This window comes from Citrobacter sp. GW821-FHT02E08 (assembly GCF_059421685.1).
In genome coordinates this window covers 134,323-156,594 of sequence record NZ_JBWKVL010000011.1, presented here as the reverse complement: position 1 = coordinate 156,594, position 22,272 = coordinate 134,323, and the positions used below count along the sequence as shown (strand labels likewise).

Annotated in this window: 15 protein-coding genes; 9 read left to right on the top strand and 6 right to left on the bottom strand. The window is 53.0% G+C overall.

All coding sequences use genetic code 11. The annotated features are described in order from the left end of the window. Positions 1–24 precede the first annotated feature (24 nt). The 4 genes from alkB to AC07UY_RS15280 all read right to left on the bottom strand — a co-directional run bounded on the left by alkB (position 25) and on the right by AC07UY_RS15280 (position 4,081). Entirely contained in the window at positions 25–681 is a 657-nt protein-coding gene (gene alkB, locus AC07UY_RS15295) for a DNA oxidative demethylase AlkB (protein ID WP_494660666.1), read from the bottom strand. Next, positions 681–1,745, bottom strand: coding sequence for a bifunctional DNA-binding transcriptional regulator/O6-methylguanine-DNA methyltransferase Ada (ada, locus tag AC07UY_RS15290; protein WP_494660667.1), 1,065 nt, complete (start codon positions 1,743–1,745; stop codon positions 681–683). The genes alkB and ada overlap by 1 nt, the downstream gene beginning before the upstream one ends. A 73-nt stretch (positions 1,746–1,818) precedes the next feature. Then, the gene (gene apbE / locus AC07UY_RS15285; RefSeq protein ID WP_494701482.1) at positions 1,819–2,871 is read right to left on the bottom strand and encodes an FAD:protein FMN transferase ApbE; all 1,053 of its coding nucleotides are present in this window, start codon (positions 2,869–2,871) and stop codon (positions 1,819–1,821) included. 115 nt (positions 2,872–2,986) lie between these two features. Further along, on the bottom strand, positions 2,987–4,081 hold the full coding sequence (locus AC07UY_RS15280) for a porin OmpC (protein ID WP_494660615.1): 1,095 nt from the start codon (positions 4,079–4,081) through the stop codon (positions 2,987–2,989). Positions 4,082–4,824: 743 nt separating this feature from the next. On the opposite strand from AC07UY_RS15280, the gene rcsD reads away from it, so the two are divergent. Further along, the gene (gene rcsD / locus AC07UY_RS15275) at positions 4,825–7,494 is read left to right on the top strand and encodes a phosphotransferase RcsD (protein WP_494660616.1); all 2,670 of its coding nucleotides are present in this window, start codon (positions 4,825–4,827) and stop codon (positions 7,492–7,494) included. Between the two features lie 16 nt (positions 7,495–7,510). Beyond that, the gene (gene rcsB, locus AC07UY_RS15270; RefSeq protein ID WP_203360610.1) at positions 7,511–8,161 is read left to right on the top strand and encodes a response regulator transcription factor RcsB; all 651 of its coding nucleotides are present in this window, start codon (positions 7,511–7,513) and stop codon (positions 8,159–8,161) included. Between the two features lie 105 nt (positions 8,162–8,266). Here rcsB and rcsC read toward each other — a convergent pair whose 3' ends face one another. Further along, positions 8,267–11,113 carry a two-component system sensor histidine kinase RcsC gene (rcsC, locus tag AC07UY_RS15265; RefSeq protein ID WP_494660617.1) on the bottom strand — a complete coding sequence of 949 codons (2,847 nt, stop codon included), beginning with the start codon at positions 11,111–11,113 and terminating at the stop codon, positions 8,267–8,269. Between the two features lie 168 nt (positions 11,114–11,281). Here rcsC and atoS point away from each other — a divergent pair, with 168 nt between their 5' ends. The 6 genes from atoS to AC07UY_RS15235 all read left to right on the top strand — a co-directional run bounded on the left by atoS (position 11,282) and on the right by AC07UY_RS15235 (position 18,545). Next, positions 11,282–13,120, top strand: a complete 1,839-nt coding sequence (atoS, locus tag AC07UY_RS15260; RefSeq protein WP_494660618.1) for a two-component system sensor histidine kinase AtoS — start codon at positions 11,282–11,284, stop codon at positions 13,118–13,120. Further along, on the top strand, positions 13,117–14,502 hold the full coding sequence (atoC, locus tag AC07UY_RS15255) for an acetoacetate metabolism transcriptional regulator AtoC (RefSeq protein ID WP_494660619.1): 1,386 nt from the start codon (positions 13,117–13,119) through the stop codon (positions 14,500–14,502). Before atoS ends, atoC begins: the two co-directional genes overlap by 4 nt. 197 nt (positions 14,503–14,699) lie before the next feature. Further along, positions 14,700–15,359 (top strand): acetate CoA-transferase subunit alpha, encoded by a 660-nt coding sequence (atoD, locus tag AC07UY_RS15250; RefSeq protein ID WP_203360606.1) that lies wholly within the window; start codon positions 14,700–14,702, stop codon positions 15,357–15,359. 2 nt (positions 15,360–15,361) lie between these two features. After that, the gene (locus AC07UY_RS15245) at positions 15,362–16,012 is read left to right on the top strand and encodes a 3-oxoacid CoA-transferase subunit B (protein ID WP_494701481.1); all 651 of its coding nucleotides are present in this window, start codon (positions 15,362–15,364) and stop codon (positions 16,010–16,012) included. Next, positions 16,009–17,331 carry a TIGR00366 family protein gene (locus tag AC07UY_RS15240; RefSeq protein WP_203360604.1) on the top strand — a complete coding sequence of 441 codons (1,323 nt, stop codon included), beginning with the start codon at positions 16,009–16,011 and terminating at the stop codon, positions 17,329–17,331. The genes AC07UY_RS15245 and AC07UY_RS15240 overlap by 4 nt, the downstream gene beginning before the upstream one ends. A gap of 29 nt (positions 17,332–17,360) precedes the next feature. Then, positions 17,361–18,545, top strand: coding sequence for an acetyl-CoA C-acetyltransferase (locus AC07UY_RS15235; protein ID WP_494701480.1), 1,185 nt, complete (start codon positions 17,361–17,363; stop codon positions 18,543–18,545). Between the two features lie 43 nt (positions 18,546–18,588). On the opposite strand, the gene gyrA is transcribed toward AC07UY_RS15235, so the two are convergent. Beyond that, positions 18,589–21,246 (bottom strand): DNA topoisomerase (ATP-hydrolyzing) subunit A, encoded by a 2,658-nt coding sequence (gene gyrA / locus AC07UY_RS15230; protein ID WP_490470258.1) that lies wholly within the window; start codon positions 21,244–21,246, stop codon positions 18,589–18,591. Positions 21,247–21,404: 158 nt separating this feature from the next. Between gyrA and ubiG the strand changes: the two genes are divergently transcribed. Beyond that, a complete protein-coding gene (ubiG, locus tag AC07UY_RS15225; RefSeq protein ID WP_203360601.1) occupies positions 21,405–22,133 on the top strand; it encodes a bifunctional 2-polyprenyl-6-hydroxyphenol methylase/3-demethylubiquinol 3-O-methyltransferase UbiG in 729 nt (242 codons plus the stop codon). The last annotated feature ends 139 nt before the right edge of the window (positions 22,134–22,272 follow it).

Genomic DNA, 22,272 nt, shown 5'->3' with positions numbered 1-22,272 from the left:
CAACGCCGACAGCAATAATAATTCTTATTTTAATTCCCTTTTACCCGCCTGCCGGAATGTTAGATTGTAGCGACAGTCGGCGGTTAACGGATGAAAACCCGATTTAAGCGGTTGTATACCATGATAAAACAACCGGGATTCTCCGCCCCAGACCACAACATCGCCATGCTCAAGTAAAAGCCGTTTTAACGGGTCATTGCGGTGCAAGCCACCAAACTGGAAGACAGCGGGCAACCCAAGCGAAACCGAGACAATGGGGGCGCGCAGGTCAGGCTCATCTTTATCCTGATGCAGCGACAACTTCGCCCCTGGCGCATAACGGTTGATAAGACAAGCGTCTGGCATAAAGTCGGGGTAGCCTGCCGCCGTTGCGGCCTGTTGGCACAGGCTGGCGAAAGATTCAGGCAAGGGTGGCCAGCGCTCACCCGTCAACGGGTCGACGGGCGAGTACAGATAACCGTGCTGATCGGTGGTCCAGCCCAGCGGGCCGCAGTTGGTCATCGCCACTGACATGGTGTACCCGCCGGGTGTGACCATATGGCGAAACGGTGACTGACTGGCAATCGCCAAAATATCCTGCAGCAGTCTCTGCGACGCGCTGAAAGCAAAACGACGCAGGATAACCGCGCCTGGCGCCAGTGGCTCTTGCCAGGGCTCAGCGTCCACAAACAGGTCCAGCATCATGACTCCTCACGTTGCGTCTCGCGCTTGAGCAATTGCGCCTTACGCGCCACGCCCCAGCGATAGCCGGAAAGCGAGCCATCGCCCCGCACCACACGATGACAGGGGATCACTATCGCCAGTTTATTTGCCCCACAGGCGCTGGCAACGGCACGCACCGCTTTCGGTTTTCCAATGGCGTTGGCGACCTGCTGATAACTGACCGTTTCACCGCAGGGAATGGCGCGTAATGCCTGCCAGACCTGTTGCTGAAATGCGGTCCCCTGGATGTCCAGCGGTAAAGCCAGCGGCGTGTTGCGGGCATTGATGCTGGTAATCACCTGCTGTACCCGTTGCTGAAAATCCGCATCCGCAGGTTCATCCCGTGCGGCGGGAAACATTTCATGCAATCCGGCGATAAGCCCGGCATCGTCGTCACCTAACAGGATCGCACAGATCCCGCGTTCACTTTCCGCCACCAGGCAGCGCCCCAGCATACAGTCCGCTATGGTAAAGCGAACGGTCACCTTGTCGCCCCCTTTGCGAAACTGCTTCGCCGTCATACCTAGCGTTTCATCGGCTTTACGGTAGTAACTGCTGCTATCAGGATAGCCGGCGTTAAGGAGTGCCTGCGTTACCGTCTCCCCTTTTACCAGCGCGTCGCGCAAACGGCGGGCACGATACGACTGCTGCCACGCTTTCGGGGTCATTCCCGTCGTTGCTTTAAACAAACGATGTAAATGAAACGGACTCATGGCAACGTCCTGCGCCAGAGCCTCTAATGTGATGGGTGTATCCTGTTCCAGCAAATGGCACGCGCGGGTGATTTTATCCAGCCGCTGTTGATGGGCGTTTTCTTTGTCAGGCTGACAACGTTTGCAGGGACGGAATCCTGCGCTCAGCGCTTCAGTGGCATCCCCGAAAAAACGGACGTTTTTACGCAGGGCATGCTTCGCCCGACAGGAGGGTCGACAGAAGATCCCAGTCGTCGTCACCGCAAAGACAAACTGGCCGTCGGCATTGGGATCGCGTTCCACTACCGACTGCCAGCGTTGATCATCGTTTACTCGTAAGACATTTTTCATCATGGACTCCTTCGGTAAGCATAGTGCTTAGTGTGTCCACAAACCATCGAACGAAAACCCGCAATCTTGCTTTTTAATTTTTCTCGCTGATGAGAAAGCCCTGGAACTGCGGAGACATCCAGGTCTTAAAGCCGTCGCCTTCTTTGACGATCATATAAACGGCCAGCCCTTCACGGCGAACCACCTCTTTCGCTTTTTCGGTGCCGAGCACCATCAGTCCTGTATCCCAGCCATCGGCTTCCAGCGCCGTCGGGGCTATCACCGTCACCGACACCAGGTTGTGCTCAATAGGACGTCCGGTTTGCGGATCAATAACATGAGAGACGCGTTTACCGTCCAGCTCATAATAGTTGCGATAGCTGCCGGACGTGCTGATGCCATGCCCGTTGATATCGACAATCGCCTGCACCGCATTTTCCTGGTCTGTCGGTTTCTGGATAGCCACCCGCCACGGATGCCCTTCGGCATTCATGCCACGACTGCTCAGCGCGCCGCCAACCGAAACCAGATAGCGGGAGAGACCTTCCTGTTCCATCAGATACGCCAGGTGATCCGCTGCATATCCCTCACCAACGGTGGAGAGATCGACGTACAAGTCCGCGATATCTTTTTGCAGATACTGTTGCCGTGCCTGCTCAATAACCGTCAGATGCGCCAGGCCGGTTTTGGCTTTTGCGACATCAATCTGTTCCTGAGTGGGGATCTTCACCGGCTGTTGATCCGGGCCAAAACCCCACAGATTGACCAGCGGACCGACGGTAATGTCCATCGCCCCGTCCGTTTTTGCGCCAATACGCAACGCGGAGGTGACTATATCGGCCATCGCTTCACTGACGGGCCAGGGCGAGAGACTTTGCGACTGGTTAAAGCGCATTAATGCGGAATCATTTTTATAGGTGGAGAGCAGTTGATCGTCAGCATCAAGCTGAGTCTGAATCCGGACCTGTAGATCCTGGAGGCGTTTGGCATCGACGCCCACAACACTGACGCGCCAGAAGGTTCCCATCGTTTTACCTTCCAGCACCTGCGCTTCGGGAACTGGCTTAACTGGCTGTGGGGCGTTATCGCATCCCATAAAAAAGAGCGTGGCCGCCAACAGGACCGCCCGAAAAGAAGTCATATCCATACGTGATTATCCTCATGCGAACGGGCGCAAGAGTACACCAAAAACAGTTATTTGTACGCCGGAATAAAGGCATTAAAAAAGGGCCCGCAGGCCCTTTAGGTGACAAAACCGACAATTAGAACTGGTAAACCAGGCCCAGAGCGACGATGTCATCGGTGCTGATACCGGCATCGTTGGTAAAGCGGTTGTCATCCAGCAGGTTGATTTTGTAATCAACATAGGTGGACATGTTTTTGTTGAAGTAGTAAGTCGCGCCAACATCAACATATTTCACGATGTCCTGATCGCCGTAGCCACGGCCCAGGTCTTTACCTTTGGACTGCAGGTAGGCAACGGACGGACGCAGACCGAAGTCGAACTGGTACTGTGCAACCACTTCGAAGTTCTGTGCTTTGTTAGCCCAACCCAGATCGCCAGTGCGAGTCGCGTTGTAAGTCTGGGTGTATTGTGCAGCCAGGTAAACGTTGTTGGCGTCATATTTCAGACCACCGGTGTAGGTTTCAGCACGATCGCCGGTACCGATAAAACCAGAGTTGTTCTGATCAAAGGTACGGTTAGAACCAGAAACCGCAGCACCGATACCGAAGCCTTCACCGATATCATAAGTGATAGAACCGCCAACACCTTCGTCGTTCTGTCTCAGAGCATCGCGACCGTTGTTCGTCTGGTCTTCACCGCTTGGGCTACCGTTTTTACCCTGATACTGAATGGCGAAGTTCAGACCATCAACCATACCGAAGAAGTCAGAGTTACGGTAGGTCGCGAAGCCGTTACCACGCTGTTGCATGAAGTTGTCAGAACCGTAGGTGTCGCCGCCGAATTCCGGCAGAACGTCGGTCCAGGAGGTCACGTCGTAAACCACACCGTAGTTACGACCGTAGTCGAATGAACCGGCATCACCGAATTTCAGACCGGCAAACGCCAGACGGGTCCAGGAATCATTTTGGTTTTCAGACGTGTTACCCTGAATCTGGTATTCCCACTGGCCGTAACCGGTCAGTTGGTCATTTACCTGGGTTTCGCCTTTGAAGCCAAGACGCATGTAGGTCTGATCGCCATCAACGCTGTCGTCATCGGAGAAATAGTGCAGACCGTCGACTTTACCGTACAGATCTAATTTGTTGCCGTCTTTGTTATAAATTTCGGCCGCATTTGCGGTACCCGCTACCAGCAGAGCCGGTACCAGGAGGGACAGTACTTTAACTTTCATTTTGTAAACCCTCTGTTATATGCCTTTATTTGCTTTTTTTATTGCCACTGCATACTGGTTAACCCTCATTAACCAGTCGGCAACTTCATTCTCCTCAAAATGACAGAATAATCCAACACGAATATGATACTAAAACTTTTAAAATGTTTCATTTATCGGCATAGATGTTTCCAAATGTTAATTTCGTGGAACTTTTTTTAAATCGGAAAATGCAAAAAATAAGCACGAATTAACAAGATGCATTAATTTTCACCTTAAAAACAGAATGTTACGCACATATAATTCATAGCACTGAATGACAAAACAAAAAACTCGCCGATCACTAAAATAAAGACGCTATCATCATTAACTTTATTTATTACCGTCATTCATTTCTGAATGTCTGTTTACCCCTATTTCAGCCGAATGCACTGCATTCGGTTTTTTTTTACCCTTCTTTACACTGTTCCCTTTCACATTGTGCTACGACGTAAAAAAGAGTCACGGAAATTCAGCGTTTTCTTCCACGCACGCTCAGAATTAATGTCAAAAATATTATCTTGTTATTTAATGCTGCATTTTTCAGTATTTTCCTAAATATCTGTACCCCATTTCATGCGATGTACACATTTATACAGTAGCAATGCTTATCCCTCAGGCAGACGGAAATGCAGTGTCGGTAAGAGGCGAGAGTCTGGAAATTCACACATTACCCTTTATACTGCCCTATCTCCTTTCGCCTTGTTAACAGGTCATAAACACGAATGCGTCAGACTGACACAACGGTTTCTACCCGATTCTCCCTTCTGCCGGGAAGCATTACCCGTTTCTTCTTATTACTGATCATTGTGTTGCTGGTGACGATGGGTGTTATGGTGCAAAGCGCCGTGAATGCCTGGTTGAAAGATAAGAGCTATCAGATTGTCGATATCACCCACGCGCTGCATAAGCGGGTCGATACCTGGCGCTACGTAACGTGGCAAATTTATGACAACATCGCCGCAACCGCTAACCCTTCAACAGGGGAAGGTCTGCAAGAAACGCGGCTGAAACAAGATGTCTACTATCTGGAGAAACCGCGTCGTAAGACCGAGGCCCTCATTTTTGGCTCCCATGACAGTTCAACGCTGGAAATGACCCAGCGTATTTCAACCTATCTGGATACGTTGTGGGGTGCCGAGACCGTACCGTGGTCCATGTATTACCTGAACGGACAGGACAACAGCTTAATCCTCATCTCCACATTGCCGCTTAAAGATCTTGCGTCCGGCTTTAAAGAGTCGACTATTGGTAATATCGTCGACTCACGACGCGCGGAAATGCTGCAACAAGCGAACGCGCTTGATGAAAGAGAAAGTTTCTCTTCTCTGCGTCATCTGACATGGCAAAACGGGCATTACTTCACGTTACGCACCACCTTTAACCAACCCGGACATCTGGCGACCGTGGTCGCATTCGATCTGCCGATTAACGATCTGATCCCACCTGGCATGCCGCTGGACAGCTTTCGTCTTGAGCCTGACGCCACGCCAACGACCGTACATAATAATGAAAAAGAGTCGCCAGACAGCGTCAGCATCAGTTTTAACAGCGCTAAAATTGAAATTTCATCAGCCCTGAACTCAACCGATATGCGTCTGGTCTGGCTGGTGCCTTTCGGGACGCTGCTGCTTGATACGCTGCAAAATATCCTGCTGCCGTTGCTGCTCAATATTGGTCTGCTCGCGCTGGCGTTGTTTGGTTACACCACCTTCCGCCACCAGCCAGGTCGCTCGACGGAGGTTGCGCCCAATACCGCGGCAAATAATGAACTGCGTATTCTGCGTGCAATAAATGAAGAGATTGTCTCCCTGCTGCCTCTCGGTCTGTTGGTTCATGACCAGGAAGCCAATCGGACAGTGATCAGCAATAAAATTGCCGATCATCTGCTGCCACACTTAAATTTGCAGAACATCACCAGCATGGCGGAACAGCATCAGGGGATCATTCAGGCCACTATCAATAATGAGCTGTATGAAATTCGCCTGTTTCGTAGCCAGATTGCGCCGCGCACCCAGATCTTTATCATCCGCGATCAGGATCGTGAGGTGCTGGTCAATAAGAAGCTTAAGCAAGCACAGCGGTTGTATGAGAAAAACCAGCAGGGTCGTGCCGCATTTATGCAGAATATCGGCGCGGCATTGAAAGAGCCGGTACGGATGCTGGCGGTTAACGCCGCCGCATTGAATACCCCTGACAGCCAAAAACTGGCTAATCAGGCTGATGTGCTGGTACGTATGGTGGATGAAATTCAACTCGCGAACATTCTGGAGAATGATAGCTGGAAGAGTGAATCGACACTGTTCTCTGTTCAGGCGCTGATCGACGAAGTCGTGCCGGAAGTCCTGCCGGTAATTAAGCGCAAAGGCCTGCAACTGTTGATCAATAACCACCTTAGCGCCAGCGACGAGCGCCGTGGCGATCGCGACGCTCTACGCCGGATCTTGCTGCTGCTCATCCAGTACGCCGTCACCACGACTCAGATCGGTAAAATCACCCTTGAAGTTGATCAGGACGAGTCCGCAGAAGAACGTCTGACCTTCCGCATTCTGGATACCGGTGAAGGTGTGGCACCGAATGAAATAGATAATCTGCATTTCCCGTATATTAATGAAACGCAGGGCGACCGTTACGGCAAAGCGAACCCGCTCACCTTCTGGTTGTGCGATCAGTTAGCCCGCAAACTCGGCGGTCATTTGAATATCAAAACGCGGGAAACGCTCGGTACGCGCTATACCGTCCATGTTAAAATGACGCCGCACGACCAGCATGCTGAAGTCGAAGAGCGCCTGCTTGATGACGTTTGTGTGATGGTTGATGTCACCTCTAACGACGTGCGCAACATTGTGGTTCGCCAACTGGAAAACTGGGGCGCGACTTGCCTCACTCCGGACGAACGGCTGGTAAGTCAAGAATATGATCTCTTTTTAACGGATAATCCGTCTAATCTTACTGCCTCGGGCTTGCTTTTAAGCGATGATGAGTCAGGCGTGCGAAAAATCGGCCCTGGCCAACTGCGCGTCAACTTTAATATGAGCAATGCTATGCAGGAAGCTGTCTTACAACTTATCGAAGAGCAACTGGCGCAGGAAGACATTCCTGAGTCCCCTCTGGGAGGAGATGAAAACGCCGAACTTCATGCCAGCGGTTATTACGCGCTATTTGTAGACACAGTACCGGATGATGTTAAGAGGTTGTATACTGAGGCGGAAACCAGCGATTTTGCTGCGCTGGCCCAAACGGCCCACCGCCTGAAAGGGGTGTTTGCCATGCTTAATCTGGTACCCGGCAAGCAGTTATGTGAAACGCTGGAACATCTTATTCGTGAGAAAGATGCTCCAGGTATAGAAAAATACATCAGCGACATTGACGCTTACGTCAAAAGCTTGCTGTAGCAAGGTAGCCCAATACATGAACAATATGAACGTAATTATTGCCGATGACCATCCGATTGTACTGTTCGGTATTCGCAAATCACTTGAACAAATCGAGTGGGTGAATGTTGTCGGCGAATTTGAAGACTCCACAGCACTGATCAACAATCTCCCTAAACTGGATGCGCATGTTTTAATCACCGACCTCTCAATGCCGGGAGATAAATACGGTGACGGGATCACCTTGATCAAATATATCAAGCGCCATTTCCCGAGCCTGTCGATCATTGTTCTGACCATGAACAACAACCCGGCGATCCTGAGCGCCGTGCTGGATCTCGATATTGAGGGCATCGTCCTGAAACAAGGCGCCCCTACCGACTTGCCAAAAGCGCTGGCCGCGCTGCAAAAGGGCAAAAAATTCACCCCGGAAAGCGTTTCTCGCCTGCTGGAAAAAATCAGCGCGAGCGGTTACGGTGACAAACGTTTGTCACCGAAAGAGAGTGAAGTCCTGCGTCTGTTCGCCGAAGGTTTCCTGGTGACGGAGATTGCCAAGAAGCTAAACCGCAGCATCAAGACCATCAGTAGCCAGAAGAAATCGGCGATGATGAAGCTGGGCGTGGAGAACGATATCGCGCTGCTGAACTACCTCTCTTCGGTAACGCTGAGTCCAAACGACAAAGATTGATAATTATTGAGCGTCACGAGCCTGATGGCGCGATGCCTGTCAGGCTTAGATGTTGATAATATCAGACCCAAAAGCCGGAGAAGGCGAAACCGCCCTCCGGCATTTTTATGTCCGCATTTTTCTGACCCGCTCAGCATAGAGCGCCAGCGTCTGTTGCAATACATCCAGGGTGACCGGTTTCGACAGGCAGCTATCCATACCCGACTCCAGACAACGTTGCTTCTCTTCCGCCAGCGCGTTGGCCGTTACGCCAACCACCGGCAGCGTCAGCCCTAACTGACGAATACGCTGTGTCAGGCGATAGCCATCCATATTCGGCATATTGACGTCGCTAAGCACAATATCGATAGCGTTTTTACTCAGTACATTCAGGGCATCAACACCGTCATTTGCCGTTTTGCACTGATATCCAAGCGATCCTAACTGATCGGCCAGCAGACGGCGGTTGATAGGATGATCGTCCACCACCAGAATCATCATATCGTCATTGGCATCGCCCACTTTCTCCGGTGCCGTCAGCGCCGTTGAGGCGTTTTCACTGTCCAGCTCAATACTGTAAATACGCGCCAGTAAACCCGGTAATTCGTGCGGCGACGCAACGCTATGCACCCACTCGCCCGCCGCTCTTTCCACCGGGATCCCGATATGGCGACGGCAGAAGATCACTGCGGCACGTCCCTGCCACGGCTGCTCCAGCGCATCATCGGTTATCAACACGTCATCTGGCGCGGGTTCCTGACCGTCATAACGGAGCACCTGCACGCCGTTACGCGCCAGACTGGATTCTACAAAATGGGCCAACGAGGCGTTACGCACCGCCAGCCAGCAGCGGGTTTGTGCAAGGCCGTCCACGGCTTTTCGCACCGGGAATTGCGCGCCATACAGAGGAATACGCAGCGTAAACTGGCTTCCCATGCCGGGTTCAGAATCCACGGAGATATCGCCGTCCATCATGCTGATCAGTTTTTCGCAGATAGCCAGCCCCAGGCCAGTTCCCTGGAAATTCCGCTGCACCCCGGTTCCCACCTGGAAGAAGGGATCGAACAAGCGCACCACTTCTTTCGCCGGAATCCCCACTCCCGTGTCGCGCACCCGAATGCTGAGATAGTCGCCGTTACACTGCACATGCAGCACAATGCAGCCCGTATCGGTGAATTTAATGGCATTGCTGAGCAGGTTGGAAATCACCTGCTGCAGACGCATCGGATCGCCATTCAGCGTGACCGGAACATCCGGTTCGATAAAGCAATACAGTCCTAGCTGTTTACGCACCACCAGCGGCAAATAGTTTGCCGTAATATGGCTCATCACTTCCCGGGGGGAAAACTCGCGTGGCTCAATCTTCAGTTGCTCAGACTCGATTTTTGAGAAATCGAGAATGTCACTAATGATTTTTAGCAGCAGGCTGGAGGAGTTGTTCATCGCCGTCACCAGGCGATCCACCCCTTTCGGCAGCTCTTTGGTTTGCAGCAGATCGAGGTTACCGATAATTCCGTATAACGGTGTGCGCAGTTCATGGCTGACCGTGGCGAGGAACATCGATTTAGACTGGCTGGCCTGTTCAGCCGCCTGCGCCATCTCCTGCAACGATTCTTCCATCTTCACGCGGGCACTCACATCCACCAGCACGCAAATCGCCACGTTTTCATTGCGATAGCGTGAATGCACAAAGCTAATTTGCAGGTTCGTGTTATTGCTGGTCAACACGTCCACAAAGTTGACCTGCTGCCCGCAGATGATTTGCGTCAGCCTCTGGCGATCCTCATGGGTGAGCATATTAAGGTAAGTATGCGCAAGTTCATTACTGAGGATATTGATGCCGTCGATGGTGCGCAAAATACAGATCCCCACGGGCGCGGAGGCAACAATTTTGCGGTTGAACTGTTCATGTTCTTCCAGTCGCTGGGCGTCACTTTCTGCTGGAATGAAAATCCGCCGTTCATACATGCGCGCCAGCGTAAACAAGGCTGCGCCGACCAGCACATTCAGTATAATTGCGTTAAGGATCAGCATACGGATGCGTTCGAGCACCAGATCGACAGGCACCGAGTAGACAATACTCAGGGACGACGGCGGCAAATTTTTCTTCAGCACCAGCTCGCGAAAACCTGGCGTGTAGCCAAACCAGGAGCGCTCCTGCATCCAGCGGGGTTCCGCTTTGATATTGCCATCCGGACCGGTCAGTGAAATTAAGGCATGGCCATTCTCATCCAGAATCGTTACCCCCATGGGGAGACTGCCTGGCGTGAAAAAGTTTTCCATGCGAATAGACTGTTCAACGCCGAGCAGCCCCTGCAGACGATTTGCCAGATAGACTGGGGTCAGCGCATAAAAATAACCGATGCCCGGCCGCGGTCCCTGACCTATCCAAAAGAGGTTATTCCCGCTCTCTTCCTGGGGCGCGTTACGGTACTTAACGATACGCTCGTGCAGCGCTTTCAACGCCGCATCACGCTCAACAGGCATATCGCGCAGACCAAAATTCGCCATACAGAGGTTATCGCTACCGATCAGAAATACGCGATTCAGGTCGTAAGCAGCGGAGAAATTGTCGCGCCAGTAGCGCATAAACCAGGACAGCGACTCCAGCGAACCCCGCCACATATTGCTCATGGCCGCGCAGTCGGAGTCAGCGAAAAGTGGTTCGAAAGTGGGCACTTCGGCCTTTTCGTCCCGCGCCCGCGAAGACATCACGCCGTTTTCCGCCGTGAGGCGATTTTCAGCAATGTACTTCAGCTCTTTCATCACGTCTGAGGTACGCTGAATGTAGCGCTGGGCTTGATCGGAACTGAGGTTAAACTCCTGACGAATTTCGGACTCTCGCTGATGCAGCGCATTCACGATGTAAAACACCGAAGCAAACGCAATCAAAAGCCAGATTAATAACGCCAACGCCCTGAACAGGTAGCGCGACACTTTCAGGGTGGTGCGGAAGGAAGCAAGGTATTTCAAAAGGGCGAAGCTCCGCCTCAGGATGTAAATAGAGTGTGATTAAGGTAGCGGTAAATGACCGACGTCGCAATGATCTCTCATGACGGGAATATGATGCACCGCTGAGAAACTTACGCCCTAATCACCGATAATCGGCGTTTGCCTGAAAAACACAACATGGAATTCAGCATGCGCTATCTACAATGGGTAATTCGCCGCTTATACCCACGACGCTTGCGAAACCAGATGATCCTGGTGGCCATATTGATGGTCATTATACCCACTGTTTCTATTGGTTATATCGTAGAAACTGAAGGCCGTTCAGCAGTATTGTCCGAAAAAGAGAAAAAACTGTCGGCCGTCTTAAGCCTTCTTGACGATGCATTAGGCGATCGTTTTAATCTCTACAGTGACCTGCCGCGAGAGGAACGCATTCGCGCGCTTAATGCTGAGTTAGGCCCCATCACAGAACGTATTACTGCCGCGTTTCCCGGAATTGGCGCTGGGTATTACAACCAGGCGTTAGACGCCGTTATCACCTATGCGCCCGCTGCGCTTTATCAACATAATGTCGGCATCACAATATCCCCCGATCACCCAGGCCGTGACGTCATGAGTAGCCATTCTGCGCTGGTGTACTCAGGAAAGCAGGTACGGGGCGATATTCTTAACTCCATGATCCCCATTGAGCGGCAGGGTAATGTTCTCGGCTATATCTGGGCCAACGAACTGACCGAAGACATTCGCCAACAAGCGTGGAAAATGGACGTCAGGATCATCACGGTGTTGGCCGCAGGCCTGATCGGTAGCCTGTTGCTGATCATCTTTTTTTCACGGCGGCTCAGCGCTAACATCGGTGTAATTACCGATGGCCTGTCGCTTCTTGCGCAAAATAGCCATATGCGTCTCCCCTCTCTGCCCGGTGAACTGGGGCAAATCAGCCAGAGTGTCAACGCCCTGGCGCAAACCTTGCGGGAGACCAAAACCCTTAATGATCTGATCATTGAAAACGCCGCCGATGGCGTTATCGCTATCGACCGACAAGGCGATGTCATCACGATCAATCCCGCCGCAGAACAAATCACCGGCTATACGCAACAGGAATTGGTGGGTAAATCTTATGCCAGCCTGTTTACGCACTCGCAATTTTACAGCCCGGTACTCGACACCCTGGCGCACGGAACGGAGCATCTGGCCCAGGAGATCAGTTTCCCTGCCCGCGATCGCACCATTGAGATCCGCGTCACCACCAGCCGAATTCATAATGCCTGGGGCGAGTTAATCGGTGCTCTGGTCATTTTCTCCGACTTAACGGCTCGTAAAGAGAAACAGCGTCGGCAGGCGCAAACGGAAAGACTCGCCACTCTCGGAGAACTGATGGCGGGCGTAGCGCATGAAGTGCGCAACCCGCTAACGGCTATTCGTGGCTATGTGCAAATCATCCGCCAGCAGACAACTGAGCCGCTCCACCAGGAATACCTCTCCGTGGTGCTGAATGAAATCGACTCCATCAATAAAGTCATCCAACAGCTGCTAGATTTATCCCGACCCCGACAGAGCCAGTGGCAACAAATCCAGCTCAATGCACTGGTCGAGGAGACGCTTATCCTGGTACAAACCGCTGGCGTCCAGGCACGGATTTCATTCCACGTGGACTTAGATAACCAACTGTCTCCGATAGTCGCAGATCGTGAATTGCTCAGACAGGTGATTCTGAACGTATTAATTAATGCGGTGCAGGCGATCAGCGCCCGAGGGGAAATTCGTATTCGTACCTGGCAATACACGGCGTCACAACAGGCGGTGACGGTTGAAGACAATGGCTGTGGTATTGATATCGCCATGCAGAAAAAGATTTTTGATCCCTTTTTTACGACGAAAGCCTCAGGAACCGGTCTTGGACTGGCGCTAAGCCAGCGCATCATCAATGCGCATCAGGGCGATATCCGCGTTGCCAGCATGCCTGGCTGTGGGGCAATTTTCACGCTGATTTTACCGATTAACCCGCAGGGAACCGTCCCGGAATGAATTCCACCTACCGTATTCTCATCGTTGACGACGAAGACAATGTTCGCCGTATGCTGACCACCGCCTTTTCGCTGCAAGGGCATGAAACACTCTGTGCCAGCAACGGTAAGGCCGCACTGCACTGCTTTGAAGAAACAGAGCCGGACGTGGTGTTGATGGACATCCGTATGCCGGAAATGAGCGGTATCGAAGCGCTGAAAATCATGAGAGCCCAGCAGCCCCGAATCCCCATCATTTTGATGACGGCCTACGCTGAAGTAGAGACAGCCGTCGAGGCGCTCCGCAGCGGCGCATTTGATTATGTCATCAAACCCTTCGATCTGGACGAGCTCACTTTAGTGATTCAGCGAGCGCTACAACTCCAGGCCATGAAGCAAGAGATCCGCAGTCTCCACAAAGCGCTGAGTAGCAGTTGGCAGTGGGGACATATCCTGACCAACAGCCCTGTCATGATGGATATCTGTAAAGATACTGCCAAAATCGCCCTCTCCCAGGCCAGCGTACTGATCAGTGGGGAGAGTGGAACGGGGAAAGAGCTGATTGCCCGCGCGCTCCACTATAACTCCCGCCGGGCGAATGGCCCGTTCATCAAGATTAACTGCGCAGCGCTGCCGGAATCGTTACTGGAAAGCGAACTGTTTGGCCATGAAAAAGGGGCATTTACCGGCGCGCAAACATTACGCCAGGGGCTGTTTGAACGTGCTCATCAGGGAACGTTATTGCTTGATGAAATCGGTGAAATGCCGCTCGTTCTCCAGGCCAAGCTGCTGCGTATTTTGCAGGAACGAGAGTTTGAACGCATTGGCGGGCACCAGACCATTCAGGTCGATATCCGCATTATTGCCGCCACCAATCGCGATCTCCACGCCATGGTAAAAGAAGGCGCTTTCCGCGAAGATCTGTTTTATCGGTTAAATGTGATCCATCTGATGCTACCTCCCTTAAAAGAGCGCCGGGAAGATATCCCCTTACTCGCCAACCACTTTTTACAAAAATTTAGCTCAGAAAATCAACGCGATATTATAGAGATCGACCCTACGGCAATGTCGATACTCACCGCATGGCCGTGGCCAGGCAATATCCGTGAGTTATCGAATGTGATTGAGCGTGCGGTTGTCATGAATACTGGCGCGGTTATTTTTGCTGAGGATTTACCCGCTCAGTTTCGCCTGCCGGTGAGCCCCGCCAGCGAAGTCAAAACACCCCAACCGGGAGAGCGCAATCTGAAAGAAGAGATCAAGCGCGAAGAAAAACGCATTATCGTTGAGGTGCTTGAACAACAACAGGGAAACCGTACGCGCACCGCCCTTATGCTGGGGATCAGCAGACGCGCCCTGATGTACAAACTGCAGGAGTATGGTATTGACCCGGCTGATAATTGATACCGGAATCTGCTATGCAGAATTTTGCACAGTGCGCAAAATTCTGCCTATTCCTCCTCGTCTCACATACCCACCCACTCAAAAATAAACCTTCATAATTAATGCCTTAACTAATATTTTCGTTATTCCTCGCTTCTGGCATTCCGCTTGCTATTCCCTATGCGTACCCAACATGGAGTATGCAAAAGGGAAACATAATGAAAACAAAACTGATTACCTTACAGGACGCACCCGATTTTTTTCGTGACGGCATGACCATCATGGTTGGCGGTTTTATCGGCGTTGGCACCCCGCCCCGTCTGATCGAGGCCCTCCTTGATTCCGGCGTCAGGGATCTCACGCTAATCGCCAACGATACCGCCTTTATAGATACCGGTATTGGCCCGCTTATCGTCAATGGCCGGGTGAGTAAAGTTATCGCCTCGCATATTGGCACCAACCCCGAAACCGGTCGGCGAATGATTGCCGGAGAAATGGAGGTACAGCTGGTTCCACAAGGAACCCTGATAGAACAAATCCGCTGTGGCGGCGCGGGTCTCGGCGGTTTTCTGACCCCGACGGGCGTCGGCACTGTGGTGGAGGACGGTAAACAGACCATGACGCTCGACGGAAAAAAGTGGCTGCTTGAGCGTCCACTGCGTGCCGATCTGGCGCTGATCCGCGCCCACCGTGCCGACCCCCTCGGCAACCTGACCTACCAACTCAGCGCCCGCAATTTTAACCCCCTGATTGCCCTCGCCGCCGATATCACGCTGGTGGAACCTGACGAGCTGGTCGAAACAGGCTGTCTGTTGCCGGACCAGATTGTCACCCCAGGCGCGGTTATCGACCATATCGTTATTCCACAGGAGCGTTAATCATGGATGCTAAACAACGTATTGCGCGCCGCGTGGCGCAAGAACTTCGTGACGGTGACGTCGTTAACTTAGGGATTGGTCTACCAACACTGGTCGCCAATTATCTTCCCGCCGATATCCATATCACGCTGCAATCCGAGAACGGTTTTCTTGGGCTGGGTCCCGTCACCACTGCACATCCCGATTTAGTGAATGCTGGCGGGCAACCGTGCGGCATATTACCCGGCGCCGCGATGTTTGATAGCGCAATGTCGTTTGCACTGATTCGCGGTGGCCATGTTGATGCCTGCGTCCTCGGCGGATTGCAGGTGGATGAGAAGGCCAACCTCGCCAACTGGGTCGTTCCCGGCAAACTGGTGCCCGGTATGGGGGGAGCGATGGACCTGGTCACTGGCGCGCGCAAAGTGATCATTGCCATGGAGCACTGCGCGAAAGACGGTTCAGTCAAAATTCTGCGTTACTGCACCATGCCGCTAACCGCCCAGCACGCGGTACATATGCTGGTCACTGAGCTCGCCGTATTCCGTTTCATCGACGGCAAAATGTGGCTTACCGAAATCGCTGAAGAATGTGATATCGCCACGCTTCGCGCGAAAACCGACGCGCATTTTGACGTTGCAGCCAACCTGATAATCCAACGAGGTGATGCATGATTGGTCGTATCTCACGCTTTATGACGCGCTTTGTCAGCCGCTGGCTCCCCGATCCGCTGATCTTTGCCATGATGCTGACGCTGCTGACGTTTGGGATTGCGCTCTGGTTAACGCCACAAACCCCCATCAAGATGGTGAAATTTTGGGGTGATGGTTTCTGGAATCTGCTGGCATTCGGGATGCAGATGGCGTTAATCATTGTCACCGGACATGCGCTGGCCAGTTCCGGGCCGGTTAAAAGCCTGCTGCGTACCGCCGCGTCGGTCGCCAAAACCCCGGCACAAGGGGTGATGCTGGTGACGTTCTTTGGCGCGGTCGCATCCGTCATCAACTGGGGTTTTGGTCTGGTGGTGGGGGCGATGTTTGCCCGCGAAGTCGCCCGCCGGGTACCCGGCTCCGACTATCCTCTGCTCATTGCCTGCGCCTATATCGGCTTTATCACCTGGGGCGGCGGCCTCTCCGGCTCAATGCCGCTGCTCGCCGCGACGCCAGGCAACCCGGTCGAACATATTGCAGGGTTAATTCCGGTCGGGGACACCATTTTCACCGGATTCAATATCTTCATTACGCTGAGTCTTATCGTGGTGATGCCGTTCATTACCCGTTTGATGGTGCCAAAACCGTCTGATGTCGTCTCCGTTGATCCCAAATTATTGCTGGACGACACTGATTTTCAGAAAACATTACCGGCTGATGCCCCGCCGTCTGAGAAACTGGAAGAGAGCCGCATTCTGACGCTGATCATCGGTGCGTTGGGTATTGCTTACCTGGCGTTCGACTTTGCAGAGAAAGGGTTCAATATCACGATTAACACCGTCAATCTGATGTTCCTGATTGCCGGGTTGTTACTCCACAAAACCCCCATGGCCTATATGCGTGCCGTCAGCGCAGCCGCCCGCAGTACCGCAGGTATTCTGGTTCAGTTCCCTTTCTACGCGGGAATTCAGCTGATGATGGAACACTCCGGCCTCGGGGGGCTTATCACCGAGTTCTTCATCAACGTCGCCAACAAAGACACCTTCCCCCTCATGACCTTCTTCAGCTCTGCGCTGATTAACTTTGCCGTGCCGTCGGGCGGCGGACACTGGGTCATCCAGGGCCCCTTCGTGCTTCCGGCCGCCGAAGCGCTGGGCGCCGATCTTGGCAAGTCGGTAATGGCGATTGCCTACGGCGAGCAGTGGATGAACATGGCGCAGCCGTTCTGGGCGCTACCTGCGCTGGCCATCGCCGGGCTTGGGGTGCGCGACATCATGGGTTACTGCATCACGGCCCTGCTCTTTTCCGGGATCATATTCGTCATTGGCCTGAGCGTGTTCTGACGACAACCTTTCACAGTAAGGAACAGAAGATGAAAAACAGTGTCATCGTCAGTGCGGCACGTACCGCCATTGGCAACTTTAACGGCGCGCTGGCAGCCACCAGCGCCATCGATCTTGGGGTAACGGCGATCAAAGCTGCGCTTGAACGTGCGCAACTCGATCCTCAACGGGTTGATGAAGTGATCATGGGCAATGTGCTTCAGGCGGGTCTGGGGCAAAACCCGGCACGCCAGGCGTTGTTAAAAAGCGGTCTTGCCGATACGGTTTGCGGTTTTACCGTCAACAAACTGTGCGGCTCTGGCCTGAAAAGCGTCGCGCTGGCCGCACAGGCGATTGCGACCGGGCAAGCGCAGGCCATCATCGCGGGCGGCATGGAGAACATGAGTCAGGCGCCCTATCTGCTGGATGCAAAAGCCCGTTGGGGCTATCGCCTCGGTGACGGACAATTATCCGACTCCATTCTGCATGATGGTCTGCTCTGCGCCATCCACGGTTACCATATGGGGATCACTGCGGAAAACATCGCACGGGAATACGATATCAGCCGCGAGATGCAGGATGAACTGGCGCTCCACTCCCAGCGTAAAGCCGTAGCGGCGATGGAAAGCGGCGCGTTTCAGAAAGAGATCGTCCCCGTCACCATCACATCGCGCAAGAAAACCCTGGTTTTTGACCGTGATGAATTTCCGAAAGCCGAAACAACGGCGGAAGGCCTCGCCGCGTTGCGTCCCGCTTTTGACAAAGAGGGTACAGTGACTGCCGGTAACGCCTCGGGGATCAACGATGGCGCTGCGGCTCTGGTGGTGATGGACGAATCTGCCGCCCTGGCGGCGGGGCTGAAGCCGCTTGCGCGTATTAAAGCCTGGGCCAGCGGCGGCGTCGCACCCGCATTGATGGGGATGGGGCCGGTTCCTGCCACCCAAAAAGCGCTGCTACAGAGCGGGCTCCAGCTTTCTGATATCGATCTCATCGAAGCCAATGAGGCATTTGCCGCGCAGTTCCTGGCGGTGGGTAAAGTCCTTGGCTTTGATCCTCAGAAAGTGAATATCAACGGCGGTGCTATCGCGCTTGGGCATCCTATCGGGACCAGCGGCGCACGTATTCTGGTCACGCTGCTTCACAGTCTGGAGGCGCACGATAAAACGTTGGGGCTGGCGACATTGTGTGTGGGTGGCGGTCAGGGGATCGCGATGATTGTTGAACGGATGAACTAAACGAAAAAGGGCCGGAATTCCGGCCCTTTGCATATCAAGGTGATTACTCGTCAGCGTCTTCCGCGGAGTCGTCGGCATCGTCTGCGACGTCATCATCGCTTTCCACTTCCGGGGCGATGTCTTCGTCCCCTTCTGCGGCGCTACCGTCGATAGAATCCAGTTCTTCATCATCGACAGGCTCAGCAACACGCTGCAGACCCACCACGTTTTCATCTTCCGCAGTACGGATGAGGATAACGCCCTGGGTGTTACGACCCACAATGCTGATTTCCGACACGCGAGTACGCACCAGCGTACCGGCATCCGTGATCATCATAATCTGATCCGCATCGTCGACCTGCACCGCGCCGACAACAGAACCGTTACGTTCGGTGACTTTGATAGAGATAACCCCTTTCGTCGCACGCGACTTGGTTGGGTACTCTTCTACCGCCGTACGTTTACCGTAACCGTTTTGTGTTGCCGTCAGGATTGCGCCTTCACCACGTGGGATGATCAGCGAAACCACTTTGTCGCTCCCGCCTAAGCGAATACCGCGAACACCGGTGGTGTTGCAACCCATCGCACGAACCGAGGCTTCCTTAAAGCGAACCACTTTACCTTCGGCAGAGAACAGCATGACTTCATCATCACCGCTGGTCAGATCCACGCCAATCAGTTCATCGCCTTCGACCAGTTTGATCGCCACTTTACCGGCGGTACGCAGACGATTGAACTCGGTCAGAACGGTTTTCTTCACCGTACCGTTGGCGGTCGCCATGAAGACTTTCACGCCTTCTTCAAACTCAGTCACCGGCAGAATCGCGGTAATACGTTCATCCTGCTCAAGCGGCAGCAGGTTGACGATCGGACGGCCACGGGCGCCACGGCTTGCTTCCGGCAACTGATAGACTTTCATGGAGTAGACGCGGCCACGGCTGGAGAAGCACAGAATATGATCGTGCGTATTCGCCACCAGCAGTCGGTCAATAAAGTCTTCTTCTTTAATACGTGCGGCAGATTTACCTTTCCCGCCACGACGCTGCGCTTCGTACTCAGAAAGCGGCTGATACTTCACATAACCCTGGTGAGACAGCGTCACAACCACATCTTCCTGGTTGATCAGATCTTCAAGGTTAATGTCCGCGCTGTTGGCAGTGATTTCAGTACGACGCTTATCGCCAAACTGCTCGCGAATCAATTCCATCTCTTCGCGAATCACTTCCATCAGACGGTCGGCGCTGCCCAGAATGTGCAACAGTTCCGCGATCTGCTCCAGCAGCTCTTTGTACTCATCGAGCAGTTTTTCGTGCTCAAGGCCGGTCAGTTTCTGCAAACGCAGATCCAGGATCGCCTGTGCCTGCTGTTCGGTCAGATAGTATTGACCGTCACGCACGCCGAACTCTGGCTCCAGCCATTCAGGACGTGCCGCGTCATCACCCGCACGTTCCAGCATGGCAGCCACGTTGCCCAGATCCCAGGAGCGCGCGATCAATGCCGCTTTTGCTTCCGCAGGCGTTGGCGCACGACGGATAAGCTCAATGATCGGGTCAATGTTCGCCAGCGCAATCGCCAGTGCTTCGAGGATATGCGCACGATCGCGGGCTTTACGCAGTTCAAAAATAGTACGGCGAGTCACCACTTCACGGCGGTGACGCACGAACGCAGAAATAATGTCTTTCAGGTTCATGATCTTCGGCTGGCCATGGTGCAAGGCAACCATGTTGATACCGAAGGAGACCTGCAACTGCGTCTGGGAATAGAGGTTATTCAGTACCACTTCCCCGACCGCATCGCGTTTGATTTCAATCACGATGCGCATACCGTCTTTATCAGACTCGTCACGCAGCGCGCTGATACCTTCAACGCGTTTTTCTTTCACCAGTTCAGCAATCTTTTCGATCAGGCGCGCTTTGTTCACCTGGTAAGGGATTTCATGAACGATGATGGTTTCGCGACCGGTTTTCGCGTCAGCTTCCACTTCCGCACGCGCGCGGATGTACACTTTACCGCGACCGGTACGATAGGCTTCTTCAATGCCGCGACGGCCGTTGATGATCGCCGCTGTCGGGAAGTCCGGGCCAGGAATATGTTCCATCAGGCCTTCGACGGTGATGTCTTCGTCGTCGATATACGCCAGGCAGCCGTTGATCACTTCCGTCAGGTTATGTGGCGGGATGTTGGTCGCCATACCAACGGCGATACCGGACGAACCGTTCACCAGCAGGTTAGGAATTTTGGTCGGCATAACATCTGGAATTCTTTCGGTGCCGTCGTAGTTATCGACGAAATCCACCGTCTCTTTTTCCAGGTCTGCCATTATCTCGTGGGCGATTTTCGACATACGGATTTCCGTATAACGCATCGCTGCGGCGGAATCGCCATCGACAGAACCGAAGTTACCCTGGCCGTCAACCAGCATGTAACGCAAGGAGAATGGCTGCGCCATACGAACAATAGTGTCATAAACGGCAGTATCACCATGAGGGTGGTATTTACCGATTACGTCACCAACGACACGGGCAGATTTTTTGTAGGCTTTGTTCCAGTCATTGCCCAATACGTTCATGGCGTAAAGAACGCGACGGTGTACCGGCTTCAGGCCATCTCGGACATCCGGAAGCGCACGGCCAACAATGACCGACATCGCATAATCCAGATAGGAGCTCTTCAGCTCTTCCTCAATGTTGACCGGTGTAATTTCTCTCGCAAGGTCGCTCATCTAACCGCTATCCCTCTACTGTTTCCCGGATTCAAAGGTCGCAAATTATAACACAACCACGCTAATACAGGTAAACGGATTGCCTCCTCGAGAGGCTTTATTCGTCCCGTCAGGCTGATATACTCATCTGTCTTGCCAAATAAGGAGTAGAAGCACCCATGAATGCCGAAAAACCCCCGGTAACCCACAACGTTGACCATGAAGAAATTGCCAAGTTTGAAGCAGTCGCGTCGCGCTGGTGGGATCTTGAGGGAGAATTTAAGCCTCTGCACCGCATTAACCCTTTGCGTCTGGGCTACATTACCGAGCGCTCAGGCGGCCTGTTTGGTAAAAAGGTGCTCGATGTCGGTTGTGGCGGGGGCATTCTGGCAGAGAGCATGGCGCGTGAGGGCGCAACGGTCACTGGTCTCGATATGGGCTTTGAGCCGCTACAGGTGGCAAAATTGCATGCGCTGGAAAGCGGCATCCAGGTGGAATACGTGCAGGAAACCGTCGAGGAACATGCGGCGAAACATGCGCATCAGTACGATGTCGTGACCTGTATGGAAATGCTGGAGCATGTTCCTGATCCGCAATCGGTCGTCAGGGCGTGCGCGCAGTTAGTGAAACCCGGCGGCGAGGTCTTTTTCTCCACGCTGAATCGCAACGGGAAATCCTGGTTAATGGCCGTTGTGGGCGCTGAGTATATTTTGCGCATGGTGCCCAAAGGTACGCACGATGTGAAAAAATTTATTAAACCGGCTGAACTGTTAAGCTGGGTTGATCAGACGGAACTCAAAGAACGTCACATGACCGGGTTGCATTACAATCCGATCACCAATTCGTTCAAGTTAGGCCCAGGCGTTGATGTTAACTACATGTTGCATACAACGGCCAAAAACGACTAACGTCATCAACTATTCTTATAAAGATTGCGCTGCGTCATAAGGCGCAATCTTTTTCTTAGCCGAAGAAATCAGCACTCGATCAAATTTTCATTTTTTTTCGCGAAATCTTGACATGGCCTCCAGGCCTTATAAGACGCGC